Source organism: Mameliella sp. CS4 (assembly GCF_019392335.1).
GTDB lineage: Bacteria > Pseudomonadota > Alphaproteobacteria > Rhodobacterales > Rhodobacteraceae > Antarctobacter.
This window is the reverse complement of sequence record NZ_JAHXRQ010000016.1, coordinates 85,525-99,618: the sequence shown is the minus strand read 5'-3', so window position 1 is coordinate 99,618 and position 14,094 is coordinate 85,525. Positions and strand designations below refer to the sequence as shown.

General features: G+C 64.0%; 17 protein-coding genes. 4 read left to right on the top strand and 13 right to left on the bottom strand.

Features of this window, described 5'->3' with window-relative positions; genetic code table 11:
* The first annotated feature begins 278 nt into the window (after positions 1 to 278).
* Both KZZ07_RS18105 and KZZ07_RS18100 read left to right on the top strand, forming a co-directional pair.
* A complete protein-coding gene (locus KZZ07_RS18105) occupies positions 279 to 668 on the top strand; it encodes an MFS transporter (RefSeq protein WP_219516255.1) in 390 nt (129 codons plus the stop codon).
* Between the two features lie 573 nt (positions 669 to 1,241).
* The gene (locus tag KZZ07_RS18100) at positions 1,242 to 1,985 is read left to right on the top strand and encodes a sulfite exporter TauE/SafE family protein (RefSeq protein ID WP_219516254.1); all 744 of its coding nucleotides are present in this window, start codon (positions 1,242 to 1,244) and stop codon (positions 1,983 to 1,985) included.
* A gap of 8 nt (positions 1,986 to 1,993) precedes the next feature.
* Here the strand turns inward: KZZ07_RS18100 and KZZ07_RS18095 are convergent, their stop codons facing one another.
* The 13 genes from KZZ07_RS18095 to KZZ07_RS18035 all read right to left on the bottom strand — a co-directional run bounded on the left by KZZ07_RS18095 (position 1,994) and on the right by KZZ07_RS18035 (position 12,762).
* Positions 1,994 to 2,998: a YeiH family protein gene (locus tag KZZ07_RS18095; protein WP_219516253.1), complete on the bottom strand. Its 1,005-nt coding sequence runs from the start codon at positions 2,996 to 2,998 to the stop codon at positions 1,994 to 1,996.
* Positions 2,995 to 3,720, bottom strand: a complete 726-nt coding sequence (locus KZZ07_RS18090; protein ID WP_219516252.1) for a Crp/Fnr family transcriptional regulator — start codon at positions 3,718 to 3,720, stop codon at positions 2,995 to 2,997. The genes KZZ07_RS18095 and KZZ07_RS18090 overlap by 4 nt, the downstream gene beginning before the upstream one ends.
* On the bottom strand, positions 3,717 to 4,292 hold the full coding sequence (locus KZZ07_RS18085; RefSeq protein WP_219516251.1) for a c-type cytochrome: 576 nt from the start codon (positions 4,290 to 4,292) through the stop codon (positions 3,717 to 3,719). Before KZZ07_RS18085 ends, KZZ07_RS18090 begins: the two co-directional genes overlap by 4 nt.
* Positions 4,282 to 4,713, bottom strand: a complete 432-nt coding sequence (locus tag KZZ07_RS18080; protein WP_219516250.1) for a copper chaperone PCu(A)C — start codon at positions 4,711 to 4,713, stop codon at positions 4,282 to 4,284. Before KZZ07_RS18080 ends, KZZ07_RS18085 begins: the two co-directional genes overlap by 11 nt.
* Positions 4,710 to 5,300, bottom strand: coding sequence for an SCO family protein (locus KZZ07_RS18075; RefSeq protein ID WP_219516249.1), 591 nt, complete (start codon positions 5,298 to 5,300; stop codon positions 4,710 to 4,712). Before KZZ07_RS18075 ends, KZZ07_RS18080 begins: the two co-directional genes overlap by 4 nt.
* Positions 5,297 to 6,133: an ABC transporter ATP-binding protein gene (locus KZZ07_RS18070; RefSeq protein ID WP_219516247.1), complete on the bottom strand. Its 837-nt coding sequence runs from the start codon at positions 6,131 to 6,133 to the stop codon at positions 5,297 to 5,299. The genes KZZ07_RS18075 and KZZ07_RS18070 overlap by 4 nt, the downstream gene beginning before the upstream one ends.
* On the bottom strand, positions 6,126 to 6,791 hold the full coding sequence (locus KZZ07_RS18065; RefSeq protein WP_219516246.1) for a hypothetical protein: 666 nt from the start codon (positions 6,789 to 6,791) through the stop codon (positions 6,126 to 6,128). Before KZZ07_RS18065 ends, KZZ07_RS18070 begins: the two co-directional genes overlap by 8 nt.
* Positions 6,791 to 7,681, bottom strand: a complete 891-nt coding sequence (locus KZZ07_RS18060) for an ABC transporter permease (protein ID WP_219516245.1) — start codon at positions 7,679 to 7,681, stop codon at positions 6,791 to 6,793. The genes KZZ07_RS18065 and KZZ07_RS18060 overlap by 1 nt, the downstream gene beginning before the upstream one ends.
* A 75-nt stretch (positions 7,682 to 7,756) precedes the next feature.
* Complete coding sequence (locus tag KZZ07_RS18055; RefSeq protein ID WP_219516244.1) at positions 7,757 to 9,127, bottom strand: ABC transporter substrate-binding protein; 1,371 nt, start codon at positions 9,125 to 9,127, stop codon at positions 7,757 to 7,759.
* A gap of 309 nt (positions 9,128 to 9,436) precedes the next feature.
* Positions 9,437 to 10,390, bottom strand: coding sequence for a HEAT repeat domain-containing protein (locus KZZ07_RS18050; protein ID WP_219516243.1), 954 nt, complete (start codon positions 10,388 to 10,390; stop codon positions 9,437 to 9,439).
* A gap of 8 nt (positions 10,391 to 10,398) precedes the next feature.
* On the bottom strand, positions 10,399 to 10,641 hold the full coding sequence (locus KZZ07_RS18045; RefSeq protein ID WP_043144807.1) for a 4Fe-4S dicluster domain-containing protein: 243 nt from the start codon (positions 10,639 to 10,641) through the stop codon (positions 10,399 to 10,401).
* Positions 10,642 to 10,662: 21 nt separating this feature from the next.
* Positions 10,663 to 12,405, bottom strand: a complete 1,743-nt coding sequence (locus KZZ07_RS18040; protein WP_219516242.1) for a fumarate reductase/succinate dehydrogenase flavoprotein subunit — start codon at positions 12,403 to 12,405, stop codon at positions 10,663 to 10,665.
* A 66-nt stretch (positions 12,406 to 12,471) separates the two neighbouring features.
* Positions 12,472 to 12,762 (bottom strand): gamma-butyrobetaine hydroxylase-like domain-containing protein, encoded by a 291-nt coding sequence (locus KZZ07_RS18035; RefSeq protein WP_219516241.1) that lies wholly within the window; start codon positions 12,760 to 12,762, stop codon positions 12,472 to 12,474.
* Between the two features lie 123 nt (positions 12,763 to 12,885).
* Between KZZ07_RS18035 and fdxA the strand changes: the two genes are divergently transcribed.
* Entirely contained in the window at positions 12,886 to 13,227 is a 342-nt protein-coding gene (fdxA, locus tag KZZ07_RS18030) for a ferredoxin FdxA (protein ID WP_219516239.1), read from the top strand.
* Between the two features lie 11 nt (positions 13,228 to 13,238).
* The gene (locus tag KZZ07_RS18025; protein WP_219516238.1) at positions 13,239 to 14,048 is read left to right on the top strand and encodes a ferredoxin--NADP reductase; all 810 of its coding nucleotides are present in this window, start codon (positions 13,239 to 13,241) and stop codon (positions 14,046 to 14,048) included.
* Positions 14,049 to 14,094: the final 46 nt, after the last annotated feature.

The following is a 14,094-nucleotide window of genomic DNA, read 5'->3' as shown; positions in this document are numbered from 1 at the left end:
GGCTTCCCGCCCGCTGTACCGATTATCCCGCGCGACGAATTTCCCCTTCCTTGTTGGCCTGAAGCGGCTGGTGACTGGCCTTCTGGCTGCTCGCCAGGTTCGGCTTTGCGACGCTGGCCCTCGTTGCCGGATCGGTCAGGCACGACACCCAGCGAAAGATCGTCTCGGTCCGCGAATTGGACGTGCCGGGAACTCTGGTGCTTGTGGCCGCACTCGCGGCATATGCGTTTGCAACAAGCAGGGGAGTTACCAGCGTTCCGGTGTCTCCTTCTGTCTTGATGTTCGCCGCGCTGATCGCCTTCGGTCTCTTCGTGATCGTTGAAACCAGCATGGCGGCGCCGCTTGTGCCGGTGAACTTGCCGAGGGACCGGGGCGAGGGCATCGGTTTCGCGACGAACCTCGCAATCGGGACCCTCATGATGTCCACCCTGGTGGTCGGCGCCTTCTCCCTGTCCTTTTCGCTGGCGCTGAGCGAGGCGCATGTCGGTCTGGTTCTCGCTGTCGGGCCCGCGGTCGCCACCCTGTCCGGCGTTCAGGCGGGCTGGTTGACCGACCGGCTGGGTGCGAGCCGAGTGATGGTTATGGGCCTGGTGCAGATCATGATCGGGCTGATCTGTCTGGCCTGCTTGCCAAGACTTTTCGGGGTAGGGGGTATGTCGCCGCGCTGATTGTCTTGACGCCGGCTTTCCAGCTGTTCCTTGCGGCCAACAAAACCGCAGCCAAGTCCGGCGCCGCGCAGGCACAACGGGGGCGGCTTTCCCGCAACCCTGGCCTGATGACTTGCGCATCCGTGATGTCGACCGTCTTTGTCGTCGTCCTGGGCACAGGGGATGCCGCGAAAGCGCTCGCCGAGGATGTCGGGTGGGCCGTTTCGATGACGTTCACGGGCGCCGCTGGACTGGCTTTACATTGGCACTGGCCGGGTGGCGCCATGCAGGGCGCCGGCTCAGGACCGGGTCGATTGGACGGAGCAATTGAGCGGAAAGCGAAGGGGGCAAACCTGCTTTGGGCGCTTGCAAATACAAGCCTTCTGAAGGTTCGCGGCTCTCCGAAGCCGCCGTGTCCGGGGATGGCGCAGGCTGTGCGTCAGGGGGCGAGAATTGCCGGGGCCAGCGAAACCAAATCGCATTGCGCAACGGCAGGGGCGAGGTGCAGGGGAGATTCCGAAATATTCCCATTTTTCAGCCTCTTGGTGACAACAACTAGTCTGCGGAACCGCGCGGAATCTGGTTGAAACGGGTATGGATATTTCTGTTCTTCAGCTTGCCGCGCTGGCGGCCTCTGCGCTTGTGATCGGGGGCCTCATGGGCGCGACCTCGGTCGGGGGCGTGTTGCTTGTCCCGATGGTCGCCCTGATCTGCGATGTCCCGATCGCCCAGGCGATCCCGGTGGGCATGACGGTTGCTCTTTGTTCCGGGCTCGCCGGGTCTTTTGTCTTTGCCCGGCACGGTCGGGTCGACAGGCGGGCGGCGCTGGCATCTTTCGTTCCGGCCGGGTTGGGTGCCATAACCGGGGCGGTCCTGCTGCCCGTCGTGCCGCCCGGGGCCATCACCTTTGGCATGGTGGCGGTCTGTGCCCTTGGTTTCGTGGGCAGCCTTCGCAGCCGCACCGCCGCTCCGCCCCGGTCCGACGGCATGTCCTCATCCGCGTTCGGCGCGCTCTTCGGCGTGGTGGGGCTGGGGTCTTCCCTGTCCGGAACCAGCGGCCCGCTGTTGTTGATGCCGCCGCTGCTCTGGCTGGGGAAGGATCCGCGCGAGGTGACCGGGATGGCGCAGGTGATCCAGCTTCCGGTGACTGGCTGTGCCTGTATCGGTTTTGCGGTTCTGAACGTGATCGACCTTAAACTGGTGGCGGTGCTTGCGGTGCCGGTGGTCGTCGGCGTCATCGCCGGAGCCCGCTGGGCACAGGCCTTGGCCCCGGGACGACTGCAGCCGCTCTTGTCGCTGGTGCTGTTGCTGGCCGGGGCACTCATCGTCCTGCGATGAGCGGGTGGTCAGCCCCAGAGCCAGACACCCAGCGCGGCAACGGCCAGCAGCCAGAGCGACAGGCCGGCCATCAGGGCAAAGGCCCCGCCGCTGGCCCGCAGCAGTTTGCGGGGCGCGCTGCCCAGGCCCAGTGCGGCAACGGCGGTCACCAGCAGCGCGCCGGACAACGATTTGCTGCTTTCCAACACCTCGGCGGGCAAGGCGATGACCTGGTTGAGCGCCATGAGGACGACGAAGGCAACGACGAACCAGGGCAGGCGAAAGCCGCCGCGCGCCTGGCCTGTCCCGGTGGGCACCAGCAAGAGCAGGACAGGCAGCATCGCAACCCGGGTCATCTTGGCCAGTGTGGCGGTCTCGCCCGTGGTCTCGGACACGGAAAACCCGGCCCCGATCACCTGCGCGACATCGTGGATGGAGGCGCCCAGGATGATGCCCTCTTGCAGCACGTCGAACCCGGCCAGCCCAAGGAGGACCGGGTAGAAGATCATGGCAACCGTCGAAAGGGCCGTCGCGGTCATGATGACGAGCAAGGTGTGATCATCCTTGCCCTGAAAGCTGCGCGTGACTGATGCCAGCGCCAGGGCGGCAGAGGCGCCGCAGATCGCGACCGCGCCGGAGGCGATCAGCGCCGCAGACCCGGACCAGCCCATCGCCCGCCCGATGGCCAGGCCCAGCAGGATGGTACTCGCGCTGCCCAGGAGGATGAGCAGGAAGACAACGGGGCCAAGATCGAACAACTGTTCGAAGGAGATGCGCAGCCCCATCAGGGCGACACCCAGTTTCAACCCTGTCGAGGCCACCAGCCGGATTCCGGTTGCGGTGCGTTCATCCTCGGACAGAAAGGACATGGCCATGCCCAGCAGCAGCGCGAACAACATGACCGGCGCGTCATAGCGCGCGGCGATGGCGAAGGCGGCTATGCTGATCACGACCGCCACCGCCACACCGGGCAGGTGCTCTTCGGCGCGGGCGCGCAGGGTCGACAGCGGCGGCGAGACGCGCGTCAGGTTCATTCTTCGAGGCTTTCGAGGTTGTGGATGATGATCTCGTTTCGGGTAATTTCGAGAACGCCGGCGGATTTCAACTTGTCCAATGATTGCGTGACCCATTGCCGGGTGGCGCCGACGATGGCGGCGATTTGTTCATAGGTCAGGGTCCGGTCCACGACGATGGTCCGACCTTCCTCGCGCCCATGCGCATCGGCGAGGATGACAAGCAGTTGCCGCAGCCTCTCGGACACGGTGCGCGTGCCCAGCATCTGGATCAGCGCGGAATAGCTCTTGCCCTTGGCCACCAGCCCGTCGATCACCGCAATCGCCACTTCGGGCACTTCCCGGACCAGGTGGTGCAGGCTGGTCCCGGAGAGGAACAGCATCTGGCAGTCCTCCAGCGCGTCCGCCGACCAGACGTGGCGACCGCGTCCAAAGACCTCCGGTCCGCCGACGAAATGGCCCGGACTCCAGTAGGCCAGGGTGATTTCGCGCCCTGAGGGGCCGGTATAGAACGTCCGCACACGGCCTTCCTCGATCACCCAGACGCCCGTGTGGGCCGCGCCCTGGTGAAAGATGCCCTCACCCTTGGCAAAGCTGCAGCGCGTGCCAAGCTTGCGCACGGTCTTGCGCTGATCCGGGGACAGGCCGGCAAGGAACCCGGCGCCCTCGTTGAGTTCGAGGAAATATTCCGACAGGTAGATCGCGCCGGGGCCGGTATTGTCGATGTCGCTCTCGTCCGTCATGGGCGCGGCACCGAAGCAAGGTAGGCGGCAATCGCCGTGATGTCGCTGTCATCGGCAGGCATCATCGGCCCGTGCGGAAGGCAGCCCAGGTGCGTGCCGCGCACGCCATCGCGAAACTCCCGCATCTGCTTGGCCAGGTAATCCGCGTGCTGCGCCATCAGGTGCGGGACGCCCAGGTAGGAGGATCCGGCATCGTGACAATCGCCGCAATTCTGCGCATCGTAGAGGGCGCGGCCCGCAGCATTGCCCTCGGGCGCCGGGGCAGGGGGATCCTGGGTCGAGAACCATTCGACGACCACCGGGATGTCCTCGGGTTTCAGCTCGGTCACGATGCTTGTCATCTGTCCCCCGTCGTTGTGGCGATCACCCGACAGGAAGGCGCGGATCTGGTTTTCGATGTACACCGGTTCCTGTCCCGCGAGATTGGGAAAGCGCGCGTTGGCCGAAACACCGAACAGCCCGTGGCAGAGCGCGCAGCGTTCGTAGGGCGGAAAGGCCTCGGCGTCGAAATCGGCCCCGGCCGGGGTCGCCAGTGCCAGCGTCGTGGCGATGAACGCGGCTTTAGGACCCATGCCGCAACCTTGTGACCGGAACCTGCACCGGCAGGGTTTCCCCATTGGCAAACTTCAGGGTCAGCAGAACCGTGTCGCCCTCTGCCTGCATCGCGGCGGGATGCATCAGCATGACGTGCAATCCGCCAGGCTTGAAGACGATGCTCTGACCGGGGGCGATGTCGATGGCATCCACCGCCGTCATGGTGGCCACATCCGCCATCTCCTCCGAGCGGTGCAGATGGGCCATCGCGTAGCCCTCGGCGCGGACTCCGATCAGGCGGCGTGTTTCAGCGCCGTCATTGGTCAGGTTGAAATATGCGGCATGGGCCATGACGCCCGGCGGGGCCAGCGGCACGACGGCGACTGTAACCGAAAGATCACCGGCAGAGGCGGTGAGGGGCATCACCAGTGTGAGGATGAATGCAAGGAAACGTGTCATTGGTTCAGGCTCCTGCGGTAGGCGATCTGCAGACGGGCAAGGAATTCGGCGGTGGCGCCGGGGTCAAACGGCGGCTGCAGCTTGGCCCGCAGCGTGCCGTCCGGTGCGATCACCGAAACCGAGGCGCTGTGCTGCACCTCGTAATAGCCCGAGGCATCCGGTTTCATCAGGCGATAGAAACTGTCCGTCGCCTGGATCAGGGTGTCGATCTGGTCGCGCGCGCCGGTGAAGCCTTTGAAATCGGGGTGGAAATAGCGCGCGTAGTCGCTGACTGTTTCAGCATCCCGCGCCGGATCGACCGAGACAAAGACCACCTGGGGCACATTGTCTGGCCGTACGCGCATCGAGGTCTCTGTCACGGCGGCCTCGAGATTGCCCAGGGTGAAGGGGCAGACATCGGGGCAGGAGAGAAAGCCGAACATCACGAGCGTCCAGTGCCCGGTCAGTGTGTCCCTGTCGAAGGTCTCGCCCCGGTCGTTTTCCAGGTGAAAGTCGGGCAGGGCCACGGGGTCGTCCAGTTCGACCCCCTGCACCTGAGCCCACAATGGCGCGGCGATCAGCGAGAAGATGAGGGCAAGGCGTCTCATGCGTTCTGGCTTTCAAAGGACTTGCGGCTTTCGGCCTTGATCGTGGCAAGGCAGTGCTGGCGGGCCTGCATGTAGGCGGGTTCGGTGGCCATGTCGGTCGAACGTGGGCGGGGCAGGTCGATGCGCACGTCCTCGATGATACGCCCCGGCGCCGCGCTCATGACCAGGACGCGGTCGGCCAGGAACACCGCTTCGTCGACGTCATGGGTGACAAAGACAACCGTGGTGCCGAACTTGCGCCAGATATCCAGCAGGCTTTCCTGCATCATCAGGCGTGTCTGCGCGTCGAGCGCGCCAAAGGGTTCGTCCATCAGCAGGACCGACGGGTAATTGGCCAGCGCCCGCGCGATGCCGACCCGTTGCTGCATCCCGCCCGACAGTTCCGCCGGGTAACGGTCACCGAATTTCTTCAGCCCCACCAGTTCGAGGAAGGTGTTGGCGGTCGATCCGGATTCGGTGCGGGAATGCCCGGCCATGCGGGGGCCGAAAGCCACGTTTTCATAGACCGTTTTCCAAGGCAGCAGCGAATATTGCTGAAAGACCATGCCCCGGTCCGGGCCCGGTTTGCGCACCTCCTTGCCGTCGACCAGGACCGCGCCGGTCGATGGTTCGACATATCCGGCGATGGCGTTCAGCAAGGTCGACTTGCCGCAACCCGACGGCCCCAGGATGCAGACGAATTCGCCCGCCTCGATGGTGATGTCGGTGGCTTCCGTGGCGCGGTAGGCCGATTTGCCCTTGCCGAAGGTGATCGAGACATCCTTGACCTCGATCCGGCCCTTGCCGATGTCGTCGCGTTGCTGGGGGGCCTTGAATTTCAGGATATCAAGCATGGGCCGGGACTCCCTTTGACTGTTGAGCGGGACGCGATTTGCGCCACGCGAGATAGAGGATCAGCGCCGTCAGCAGGCCGAAGCCCATGACCGACAGCAGCGGGCCGGAGCGTTCCAGCGCCAGCGAGGTCGAGGTGCCAAGGCCGAGCATCGCCAGGCCGACCACCCATGTGGGGGTGGCGCAGCAGACAACCCAGCTCATTGTCACGTTGGTCAGCGCCACCATGAAGGCGCCCAGCCCGGTTGTTGCCTTCAGCCCGGCGCGTGTCGGCGCGGCGCAGGCGTTGCGGCGGAGCAATGAGAAGGCCAGCCCCACCATCGCCCCCAGCAGGCAGAGCACCAGCAGGCGCGAGGGCATGATGTTCAGGCTCCACTCGGAGATGCCGGTGCCGTAGTCGTAGTTCATGCGTCCGATCTCGATCAGCCATTCCTCGCGGATGATCCCGATCATGTCGCGCACCGATGGCGTGGAGCGGATGATGTGCAGCACGTTGCCCGGCCAGTCATAAAAGGTGACGTAGTTGGGCCAGTCGCGGAACCGCAGCACCAGCGCCAGGAACATCGCCACCTGGTGCAGCGCGGCAAAGAGGACGCCCCAGATCAGCAGGGGCCGCCAGCGCTGTCGGATTTCGCCCGCGATGATGGACAGAGGGGCCATCACCGCGTCCTCTTTTGCCAGGCCAGCATCGGCGCGGTCAGCAGCTTGACCGCCGCGGTCGAGCCGGTGCCCAGGAAACCGATCACCAGCATGCCCACCACGATGTCCTGGTAATTGATCAGGCTGTAGGCGTTCCAGGTGAAATATCCGATGCCGTATTGCCCCGAGATGATCTCTCCAGCCAAGAGCGAGAACCAGCTGACCCCCATGCCGATGGCCAGGCCTGCGGCGATCGAGGGCAGGGCGGCCGGAATGACCACATGCCGGAACACATCCCAGCGCGAGGCGCCAAGGGATTGCGTGGCCCGCACCAGCACCTCGGGTGTCTGTTCGACCCCGTGCAGCGTGTTCAGCACGATGGGAAAGAGCGCGCCCAGAAAGGTGATGTAGATGATCGAGCTTTCCTCGGTCGGCCACATCAGGATCGCCAGAGGGATCCAGGCCACGGCGGGAATGGGGCGGACGACCTCGATGTAGGGCATGATCAGCGACCGGGCGAGGCGCGAGCGCCCCATCACCAGGCCGATCCCGATGCCAAGGGCGCAGGCCAGCGAATAGCTGATCAGGATACGACGCATCGAGACGCCGATATGGGTCCAGAAGATCCCGGTCTGCACATGCGCGACGAAAGCGTCAAAGACGCGCCAGGGCGAGGGGACATTCTGGAAGTTGATGTAGAAATCCACTTTGTTGGCGGTCAGCAGGTGCCAGGCCAGCACGCCCAGCGTCAGCGACAGCGCGACCAGCCCCAGGTTGCCGATCTGCGCGGCGCTGATGCGGGGCAGGCGAAGGGTTGGCCCGGCCGGTGGCGGCGCTGGGCTGGCCACAACTGCCGGTTCCGGCGTGGCGTTTACGGGCGGGGTCTCGGTCGTCTTCAGCGCTTGGGACATGGCGTGCCTCCGGTGGAGCTTGCTGCGTACCCGGGGCGGAACGTCCGCCCCGGGCCTGTTCTGGAGGGAAAGGGGTCAGCCCTCGGAGGTGAAATCCGCGATGGCGGCGTCGAAGGTGATCACCTCGCCCGCATGGGTCGCGGCGTAATCCTCGGCCTCACCCTTGCGCAGGAAAGTGGCGTAATCCTCGTCCGCCTTGACCCAGAAGGCCGTCTTGCCAAAGAGTTTCAGCCCGGTCTCGCTGTCATAGACATAGGTGGCGTTCAGCTTGGCCCCGGTGCCGCGCATGGTGGCCACGGCGGCAAGGAACTCGGGCATGGTCTCGTAGGTCGACACGCCGTCACGGGCATGCCAGATCTCGGCGGGAAGCCCGGCATTGGCCTCCTTGGGGTCGATGGTCGCGGCCTTGTCGGCCTCATAGTCCAGCCCCATGTCGGCGTAGGCGGCCTTGATGTAGTCCTCGGTGATCCAGGCCTCGAAATCGAGCGGCGGGATCGCCTTTTCACGCACCAGGACGCCGTGATCGAATTTCAGCGCATCGACCCATTCGGTCTTGATCGTCGGGTCCAGCGTCAGGTGCCCGCCCTCGGAGAAATAGAGGTACAGCACCTCTTTCTCGACCCCGGTCCAGGTCTCCATCTCGGTCACGGCGCGCATCGGGTCCTCGCGGATCCAGTCGCCGGCCTCGATCACGGCCTTGAGGAAGGCCTCGACGACCTCGGGGTATTCCTCGGCAAAATCCTCGCGCACGACAACGCCGTGCAGGTAGGGCACGCCGGCCTCGGAGCCGTCATAGATCTTGCGGCCCGTGCCCCGGAATTCCATGATCTCGGACCAGGGGCAGAAATCGCTGTGCGCGTCGATCTTGCCGGCCGCGATATTGGCGGCGCCCACGGCGGGACTCTGGTTCTTCAGGACGTATTCGCCGGCGGGCATGTCGTTGTCCTGCATCGCCTTCAGCAGCATCCCCCAGGCGGCGGACCCGACCGGCGTCGAGACCGATTTCCCGCGAAGCTGGTCGATGGAGTAGATGTCGCTCTCTACCGGCACGACGATGGCGTTGCCCGAGCCCTTGAGGTTGTAGCCGGTGCCCGCGACATAGATCGACCGCAGGCTGTCGGTCTCCTGGAACTTGGCGCCGTTCACGATCAGGGGATAGTCGCCCATGACGCCGATGTTCAGCTTGTTGGCCAGCATCTGGTTGGTGATCGGCCCGCCAGAGCTATAGTCGGACCAGGTGATGTTCCATTCCGCGTCGGCATATTCGCCATCCGTGGGCAGGTACTTTTCCAGCAGGCCGAGTTCCTTGACGACGATACCCGCCGTATAGGTATCGGTGCACATTGACTGGTGCCCGATCGCAATTGTGATCTCTTCGGCCCATGCGGCGAACGCCAGGGGCACCAGGGCGGTACTCGTAAGGGTGGTCTTTAGGAAGGTCTTCATCACGTCTCTCCTGTGAGTTTCCGAGAAGTCGTCGATCGTTCCTCCAGCAGTATCCGGCCCTTCAATGCGCTCTGTAAAAGGTCGCGGGGGTGCTTTTGGACCAGATTCCCGAATTGCCCTGTTTTTGTGCTTGATTTGCGGCCCATGACCGCTAGTGCGCCGCAATTTGGACTGGGGCTGTCCGAATCGATTATTAAATTATCGTTTTAAAACAGTATGTTAATTGGCGTCAGCAAGGCATGAAAATCCCCCCAGGGTCAGAGCCCGGGGAGATTAAAAATGCAGCGATTTCAGTGGGAACGCGCCTTTTCAGGCGGCCATGCGCTCCAGCGCCCAACGCACGTTCTTGCGCACGTCCGGGTCGTTGTCGTCGGCATATTTCTTCAGGTACGAGGCCGTTTCCGGCACTGCGAGTTCGCCCAGCACGGCAGCGCATTCCTTGCGCAGGTTGGGCACGGGCAGGTCCATCATCGGCGCGATTTCCATCGCGGCCTCGGTTGCGCCCAGCTTGCCCAGCGACCGCACGGCCTTCAGCCGCACCTGCCAATAGTCGTCGGCCAAGGCACCGCGCAGGGCCGGGATGCAAGACGGTCCGCCGGATTTCGCAAGCGTTTCCGCTGCCGCCTCTCGCACGATCCATTCCGGGTCGGTCAGGGACGCGATCAGGGCCGATTGCGCGGCCTCCGACTTTGAGAACCCCATCGCCGCAAGCGCCGTCCGCCGCACGTTGACATCCGCATCATGGGCGGCCTCCTGCAGCGCGGGCAGGGAGGTTTCGTCCTGCAGCCAGCCGATCACGCCCACGGCTTGCGCCCGCACACCCGGGGCGGTGTGTTTCAAGGCCGCAACCGCTGGCGACATGGCCTCTGGTCGGCGCAACTCCTTGATCCCGGCAAGGCAGGCGGTCAGCTTGACCTCGTTTGCGTCGCCCAGGTGGGGCAGGATCGCATCGCCAGAGGCGGGGTCCTTGAGTTCCGTCAACGACACCGAAGCCGCCGCAACAACCGCCGGGTCCGGGTCGGTCAGGGCCGAGACCAGCGCCGCGGCGACCTCTGGCCCGTCAAAGTCGGTCAGGCCCTGGGCCGCCTGTTTGCGCACGCCGGCATCCTCGTCGGCGATGGCGCGGGCAAGGTGGGGAATGGCCGCCGGGTCGGCGCTGTCGGTCAGGTCGATCACCGCCATGATCCGCGCGCCGGGCACAGGATCATCCAGCCCTTCGGCCAGGTCCGCGATGTCGTCGAAATCTTCGAATAATCCGCTCATCTCGGTCCTCACTTCAGCAGGTAGGGAAGGTTCACGGTGACGGCGCCGGTCGGGCAGTCGGCCTCGCAGGGCATGCAGTACCAACACTCGTCGTATTTCATGTAGGCCGTCTTGGAACCGTCTTCGGTCTCGGCGATGCGCAGCACGTCGAGCGGGCAGACGTCAACACAGACGGTACAACCCTTGTCGGCGATGCAGAGATCGGCGTTGACGGTAACGGGAACGGTGGTCGCGGTTTGGGCGAGAGGCATCTGTCTGTCTCCTTCTGTTCGTTATTCCGCCGCGACCGAGGCACCGACGCGCTGGTTGTTGTAGGCGTCCTTCTCGTCTTCGGCGATTTCCACGATGTAGGGTTTGACCTCCTGCTTGTGGTGCGCGGGCTTGCCGTCGGCGCCCTTGGTCAGGATCGTGTGGCAGAACCAGTTCTCGTCATCGCGGTCGTATTCCACGCGGTTGTGATACAGGCCCCAGCGGCTTTCGGTCCGGTAGAGCGAGGCGCTGGCCGCCATGTCGGCGCAATCCAGGATCGAGGACGCCTCGAGCGCGCGCATCAACTCGTGCGAGTCGCGCACGAACATCCCCTGTTCCATGTCCTCGCGGACCTCATCGAAACGCTCTTGGGCCAGTTCCATCTTGGCCGTCACCTTGGGCGGTTGCAGGTAGTCGTTGACCAGGCGGCGGGTCTTGTATTCGATCTGGTTGGGCGGGATGCCGTCGTCGCGCTTGGTGGGCGCCAGGACGCGGTTGCGCTCTGCTTCCACCTCGGCCTCGTCGAAGGCGGCGAAATCCACGTCGGCGATGAAATCGGCCGCATCGAGTCCGGCAAAGGCCCCGTTGGTAAAGGCCCCCAGCATGTAGTTGTGGGGCACATTCGCCATGTCGCCCGCCGCATATAGGCCGGGGATCGTCGTCCGCGCGTGTTCGTCGACAAAGACGCCAGAGGCGGAATGCCCCGAGCAGAAGCCGATTTCGGAGATATGCATCTCGATCATCTGCTTGCGGTAATCGGTGCCGCGGCCTTTGTGGAAATGCCCGCGCGTCGGGCGTTCCACGATGTGCAGGACGCGCTCGATTTCGCTGATCGTTTCCTCGGCCAGGTGGTTGAGCTTGAGGTAGACCGGCCCCTTGCCGCCCTGCAGTTCGTCGTAGAACTCCTGCATCATCTGGCCCGACCAGTAGTCGCACTCGATAAAGCGTTCGCCCTGCGCGTTCGCGGTGTAACCGCCCATCGGACCGGCGACATAGGCGCAGGCGGGACCGTTGTAGTCCTTGATCAGCGGGTTGATCTGGTAGCATTCGAGGTTCGCCAGCCCAGCCCCCGCGTGATAGGCCATCGCATAGCCTTCGCCAGAGTTCGACGCGTTCTCATAGGTGCCATAGAGATAGCCCGAGGTCGGCAGGCCCAGCCGCCCGGCCGCGCCCAGCCCCATGATAACCGCCTTGGCCCGCACCACCAGGAATTCCGCCGTGCGCGTGTTGACGCAGACCGCGCCCGCGATGCGGCCTTCGCCGGTCAGCAGGCGGGTGGCCATGTAGCGGTTGACGATGTTGATGCGCGCCTTGCGCAACTGACGGTACAGCGCCTTCTTGACCGTGTCGCCATTGGGCATCGGCAGGACGTAGGTGCCGATGTGGTGCACCTTCTTGACGTCGTATTCGCCGTTCTGGTCCTTTTGAAAGCGGATGCCGAAATCATCCAGTTCCTGGATGATGCCATAGCATTCCGACGCGTAGCGGTAGACCGCCGCCTGGTCGCAGATGCCGTCATTGGCGACGGTGATTTCCTTGGTGTACTGCTCGGGCGTGGCATAACCCGGAATGACCGAGTTGTTCAGCCCGTCCATGCCCATCGAGATCGCGCCGGAGCGCTTCACGTTTGCCTTGTCCAGCAGTACCACATTGGCCTTGGGGTTCTTCTTCTTGGCCTTGAGCGCGGCCATCGGACCGGCGGTGCCGCCGCCGATCACCAGGATATCGCAGTCGATCTGCGTCAGACCGTCGAGAATCTCGTCCATGCCAGGGGCTCCTTGAATTCTGTGTCGGGATCAACCTGCGCCGCAGTGCGGCACGGGTTATGTCAATTAGTTGTCGTGGGTGTCGGAAAGTTCGCGCAGGTAGACGAAGGGAAAGATCGCCTTGTCGTGCCCGTCCGAGAACCACAGGTTCACGCCGTAGCCGCCCACCGGGTGAATGCCGGTGATCGTCAGTCCCGGCGCCACGGTGACGGTGCCGGTGTCGATCATTTCCCGTTTTGTCCATGCGTCCCGGGCATTTACCCGCAGCATCTTGGCCGAAAGGTGGCTTTGCCCGCCGTCTTCCCAGGTTACGGTCAGGCATGTCCCGCCGGCATCGGTCATCATCTGGTCGATCATCAGTCTACTCCTGTCGTGCTGGGGACAGGCTGCCGAAATGGTGACTAGGGAAATAGCAATTAGTTGACGGACGGGGGTGCTGCGTTGCGGCAATCCAGAGGGGCAACAGAGAGGAACGCCCCCATGACCTATGTCGTCACAGACAATTGCATCGCCTGCAAATACACCGATTGCGTAGAGGTCTGCCCCGTGGATTGCTTTTACGAGGGTGAGAACATGCTGGTGATCGACCCCGAAGAATGCATCGACTGCGGTGTCTGCGAACCCGAGTGCCCCGCCGACGCGATTCGCGCCGATACCGAAAGCGACATGGAAAAGTGGGTGGCCTTCAACGCCAAGTACGCCGCGCGCTGGCCGGTGATTCTTGAGGCGAAGGACCCGCTGCCGAGTGCGGATGAGATGGACGGCAAGCCCGACAAGCTGACCACCCGGTTTTCCGAAAACCCCGCCACCGAAGCCGCCTGAGGAGACGCGCCATGAACATCGCCACCCCTGCAAAGATCCTGCCCGACGCGCAAACGGTGACGGCGGTCACGCACTGGACCGACACGCTGTTTTCCTTTCGTGTCGACCGCCCGCGCAGCCTGCGCTTTCGTTCGGGCGAATTTGTCATGATCGGCCTGATGCAGACCGATGAGAAAACCGGGCGCGAAAAGCCGCTATTGCGCGCCTATTCCATCGCCTCGCCGTCCTGGGACGACGAGTTGGAGTTCTACTCGATCAAGGTGCCGGACGGTCCGCTGACCTCGCGCCTGCAAAAGATCACGCCCGGCGACCAGATCATCCTGCGGCCCAAGCCGGTGGGGACTTTGGTGTTGGACGCCCTGCTGCCGGGCAAGCGGTTGTGGATGATCTGTACCGGGACGGGTATCGCCCCCTTTGCCTCGCTCCTGCGCGACCCCGAGACCTGGGAAAGCTATGATCAGGTGATCGTTGCCCATACCTGCCGCACCAAGGCCGAACTGGCCTATGGCTCAGAAATCGTTTCCGCCCTGCCGGACGATCCGCTGATCGGCGAACTGGTTGGCGACAAACTGCGGTATTATCCCACGACCACCCGTGATCCGTCCGACATCGAGGGCAGGATCAGCGACCACATCCGCGACGGGCGAGTCTTTGACGCACTGGGTCTGCCGGCCTGGTCGTCGGATGAGGATCGCGTGATGATTTGCGGCAACCTCGCCCTGAACAAGGACATCATCGGCCTCTGCGAGGCGCATGGCCTTGAAGAGGGGGCCAATTCCGCGCCCCGTCATTTCGTGGTCGAGAAGGCTTTTCTCGACTGAATAGGGGCCAAAGGGCAGGGAGCGCGGAGCGAGGCCCGCTCCCTGT

Coding starts and splice junctions, on each gene's coding strand:
- KZZ07_RS18105 (WP_219516255.1), top strand. CDS start 279: ATGTTCGCCGCGCTGATCGCCTTCGGTCTCTTCGTGATCGTTGAAACC.
- KZZ07_RS18100 (WP_219516254.1), top strand. CDS start 1,242: ATGGATATTTCTGTTCTTCAGCTTGCCGCGCTGGCGGCCTCTGCGCTT.
- KZZ07_RS18095 (WP_219516253.1), bottom strand. CDS start 2,998: ATGAACCTGACGCGCGTCTCGCCGCCGCTGTCGACCCTGCGCGCCCGC.
- KZZ07_RS18090 (WP_219516252.1), bottom strand. CDS start 3,720: ATGACGGACGAGAGCGACATCGACAATACCGGCCCCGGCGCGATCTAC.
- KZZ07_RS18085 (WP_219516251.1), bottom strand. CDS start 4,292: ATGGGTCCTAAAGCCGCGTTCATCGCCACGACGCTGGCACTGGCGACC.
- KZZ07_RS18080 (WP_219516250.1), bottom strand. CDS start 4,713: ATGACACGTTTCCTTGCATTCATCCTCACACTGGTGATGCCCCTCACC.
- KZZ07_RS18075 (WP_219516249.1), bottom strand. CDS start 5,300: ATGAGACGCCTTGCCCTCATCTTCTCGCTGATCGCCGCGCCATTGTGG.
- KZZ07_RS18070 (WP_219516247.1), bottom strand. CDS start 6,133: ATGCTTGATATCCTGAAATTCAAGGCCCCCCAGCAACGCGACGACATC.
- KZZ07_RS18065 (WP_219516246.1), bottom strand. CDS start 6,791: ATGGCCCCTCTGTCCATCATCGCGGGCGAAATCCGACAGCGCTGGCGG.
- KZZ07_RS18060 (WP_219516245.1), bottom strand. CDS start 7,681: ATGTCCCAAGCGCTGAAGACGACCGAGACCCCGCCCGTAAACGCCACG.
- KZZ07_RS18055 (WP_219516244.1), bottom strand. CDS start 9,127: ATGAAGACCTTCCTAAAGACCACCCTTACGAGTACCGCCCTGGTGCCC.
- KZZ07_RS18050 (WP_219516243.1), bottom strand. CDS start 10,390: ATGAGCGGATTATTCGAAGATTTCGACGACATCGCGGACCTGGCCGAA.
- KZZ07_RS18045 (WP_043144807.1), bottom strand. CDS start 10,641: ATGCCTCTCGCCCAAACCGCGACCACCGTTCCCGTTACCGTCAACGCC.
- KZZ07_RS18040 (WP_219516242.1), bottom strand. CDS start 12,405: ATGGACGAGATTCTCGACGGTCTGACGCAGATCGACTGCGATATCCTG.
- KZZ07_RS18035 (WP_219516241.1), bottom strand. CDS start 12,762: ATGATCGACCAGATGATGACCGATGCCGGCGGGACATGCCTGACCGTA.
- fdxA (WP_219516239.1), top strand. CDS start 12,886: ATGACCTATGTCGTCACAGACAATTGCATCGCCTGCAAATACACCGAT.
- KZZ07_RS18025 (WP_219516238.1), top strand. CDS start 13,239: ATGAACATCGCCACCCCTGCAAAGATCCTGCCCGACGCGCAAACGGTG.